Origin of the sequence: uncultured Gordonia sp. (genome assembly GCF_937858515.1) — a bacterium.
In the GTDB taxonomy this organism is placed as follows: domain Bacteria; phylum Actinomycetota; class Actinomycetes; order Mycobacteriales; family Mycobacteriaceae; genus Gordonia.
This window is the reverse complement of the sequence record NZ_CALLZT010000094.1, coordinates 1-2575: the sequence shown is the minus strand read 5'-3', so window position 1 is coordinate 2575 and position 2575 is coordinate 1. Positions and strand designations below refer to the sequence as shown.

The window sequence follows — 2575 nt, the reverse complement described above, 5'->3', positions numbered from 1 at the left end:
AAACCCTGATGACGGTGCAGTCGGACTGGCCGTTCATGGTGTCCAAGGACACCGCCGCCGGATATGCCGTCGATCGCGCCCACAAACACGCCCACGCCACGCGCGAGATCTGCGACGCCGCCGCACGCGGCCGGGACGAGCAGGCAACGCGACTGGCGGAGAACTGGTCGCGGGCCGACAACCTGTTTGCCGGGATCGACGCTCGCAGACTCTTCTCGGAAGGGCTACTGTCCGACGAGACGGCCTTTGTCACGGCAACCGGAACAACCACCGATGGGGAGACTGACGCATGCGGGTGTTGATGGTGTCGTGGGAGTACCCGCCGGTGATCGTCGGCGGTCTCGGCCGCCACGTCCACCACCTGGCCGTCGATCTGGCCGGGCTGGGCCACGATGTCACCGTCATCACGCGCAGGCCGTCGGGCACCGACTCACTCACCCACCCCACCACCGATTCTCGCGCCGACGGGGTGCGGGTGATCGCCATCGCCGAGGATCCGCACGAGTTCCAATTCGGCACCGACATGATGTCGTGGACGCTGGCGATGGGCCATTCGTTCGTTCGCGCCGGCCTGCGCATTCTGGCCGGCGACCCGGAAACCGCGTGGGTACCCGATGTGGTGCACGCCCACGACTGGCTGGTCGCCCACCCCGCGATCACTCTCGCCGAGTTCTTCGACGTGCCGCTGGTGGCCACGATCCACGCCACCGAGGCGGGCCGGCACAGCGGTTGGGTCAGCGGCTCCACCAACCGGCAGGTGCATTCGGTGGAATGGTGGCTGGCCAACGAGGCCGACGCCCTCATCACCTGTTCGGAGTCGATGCGTGACGAGGTGAACCGGCTGTTCGGTCCAGAGGAGATCCAGGTCATCCACAACGGTATCGACGTCGACACCTGGCCGTTCGCACCCCGCCCGGCCACATCGGGCCCGGCCGAACTGCTGTTTGCCGGACGCCTCGAATACGAGAAGGGTGTCCAGGATCTGCTCGCCGCACTCCCCCGCGTCCGCCGCACCCACCCCGGCACTACCCTGACCATCGCGGGCACCGGCACCCAGCTCGACTGGCTGATGGAGACCGCCCGCAAATACAAGGTGACCCGCTCGGTCCGGTTCGTCGGCGCCCTCGACCACAACTCACTGGTCACAGCGATGCAGCGCTGCGCCGCGATCGTGCTGCCGAGCCGCTACGAACCGTTCGGCATCGTCGCCCTCGAAGCCGCCGCCACCGGCATCCCCCTCGTCGTCTCCACCGCCGGTGGCCTCGGTGAAGCCGTCGACGACGGCGTCACCGGCTTCACCTTCGAACCCGCCGACGTCGCCGGCATCGCCTCGGCGATCCGCAAGACCCTCGACGCCCCGGCCGCCGCCGCAGTGCGTGCCCGCCGCGCCCGCGACCGCCTCACCGAGGACTTCTCCTGGCGCGAGGTCGCCGAACGCACCGAAGGCGTCTACCTGGCAGCCAAACGCCGAGTCCGCCACGCCTACGGCCGCCCCACCATCATCGAACGTCCCCTCCCCGAACGCGACCCGGGCCAGTAGCTGCGGCTCCCGCTCACCGAGCCCGTTGAGCCCCAGAGGAACCACCGCGCGCAAGGACATCACCGAACTCGACGCCCAGCCAATGACGATCATCGTCGTGCGGCACGCTCAGCAATCTGCTCGACCAATGCTTCATGCAGTTCGTCGACGCTTCGGCTACGCCCACTGTGGAACACCGGGAACGGCTTCGCCTGCCGGGCCCGCTGACTCTCGTCGAGCAGTTTGGTGACACCACGGCGAATGAGCTCTCCTTTGCTCACGCCCTGAGCCTGCGCCTCAGCCGCGAGCCGCTGATCGAGTTCGTCGGGCAGATAGACCGTGGTCCTGCCCATGCCATACGGTACCCGCACCGCACGAAACACGACCGTGCGAACGACCCGTGATGGACAACTTGGTATCCCGAGGCAGTGCGGGGTCATCTGGGCGATCAGAAGTCCTCGGCGAAGGCAACGGCCAGTTCGTCAAGGTAGGCATCGCGGAAACGCTCGAACTCAGCGACAGATATGCGGTTGCGGTTACCAACCGTGACCGCCTTCAAATCACCGGCTTTGATGCGGCGCGAGATCGTCGGGCGTGAGATCCCCAGTCGCACCGCCACCTGCTCCGGCGTAAGGAACGGCGCTTGCGCTGAGAGCCTCCGCTGAGCAGGGTTCGGACGGATGGTTTGGTAAAGGGCCGCGGTCTGACCGCGTCGGTGAAGGACACGACCGCGACGTCGTATTCGAGCCTGGATGAGATTGTGCCGCAGGATCCGCGTAACGCTGAAGTGGTTGCCGATGCGTCGTCGGGTTACCGCGATTCACGGCTGTGGCTGGAGAAGACCGCGATCTACGCGATCCTGACCGGCATATCCACTCTCGATGCACAGATCCGGGACATCGACGATGTCGCGGCCGGCGACGAACTGGATGCCTTGCGTGGACGCCCGAGCCCTAGCTAGCCTCAATACCGTTCAGTTAGTGCGCACTGGCGTGTAGGCAGGTGGCCCTGCGGGTTGGGGCCAGTGCTGGTGGTGTGCTCGTTTGACGTGCCATT

General features: G+C 66.5%; 5 protein-coding genes. 3 read left to right on the top strand and 2 right to left on the bottom strand.

Annotation, left to right across the window (positions count from 1 at the left end; translation table 11 throughout):
• Both Q0627_RS08670 and Q0627_RS08665 read left to right on the top strand, forming a co-directional pair.
• Positions 1-302 (top strand): DUF1957 domain-containing protein (locus tag Q0627_RS08670; RefSeq protein WP_298809068.1); only part of this gene is annotated, 302 nt, incomplete at its 5' end.
• Positions 290-1540, top strand: a complete 1251-nt coding sequence (locus Q0627_RS08665) for a glycosyltransferase family 4 protein (RefSeq protein WP_291017788.1) — start codon at positions 290-292, stop codon at positions 1538-1540. The genes Q0627_RS08670 and Q0627_RS08665, both read left to right, overlap by 13 nt.
• A gap of 89 nt (positions 1541-1629) precedes the next feature.
• On the opposite strand, the gene Q0627_RS08660 is transcribed toward Q0627_RS08665, so the two are convergent.
• Both Q0627_RS08660 and Q0627_RS08655 read right to left on the bottom strand, forming a co-directional pair.
• Entirely contained in the window at positions 1630-1872 is a 243-nt protein-coding gene (locus Q0627_RS08660) for a CopG family transcriptional regulator (protein WP_291017791.1), read from the bottom strand.
• A gap of 95 nt (positions 1873-1967) precedes the next feature.
• Complete coding sequence (locus Q0627_RS08655) at positions 1968-2201, bottom strand: helix-turn-helix domain-containing protein (RefSeq protein ID WP_291017796.1); 234 nt, start codon at positions 2199-2201, stop codon at positions 1968-1970.
• A 33-nt stretch (positions 2202-2234) separates the two neighbouring features.
• Between Q0627_RS08655 and Q0627_RS08650 the strand changes: the two genes are divergently transcribed.
• Positions 2235-2480 (top strand): hypothetical protein, encoded by a 246-nt coding sequence (locus tag Q0627_RS08650; protein WP_291017793.1) that lies wholly within the window; start codon positions 2235-2237, stop codon positions 2478-2480.
• Positions 2481-2575 lie beyond the last annotated feature (95 nt).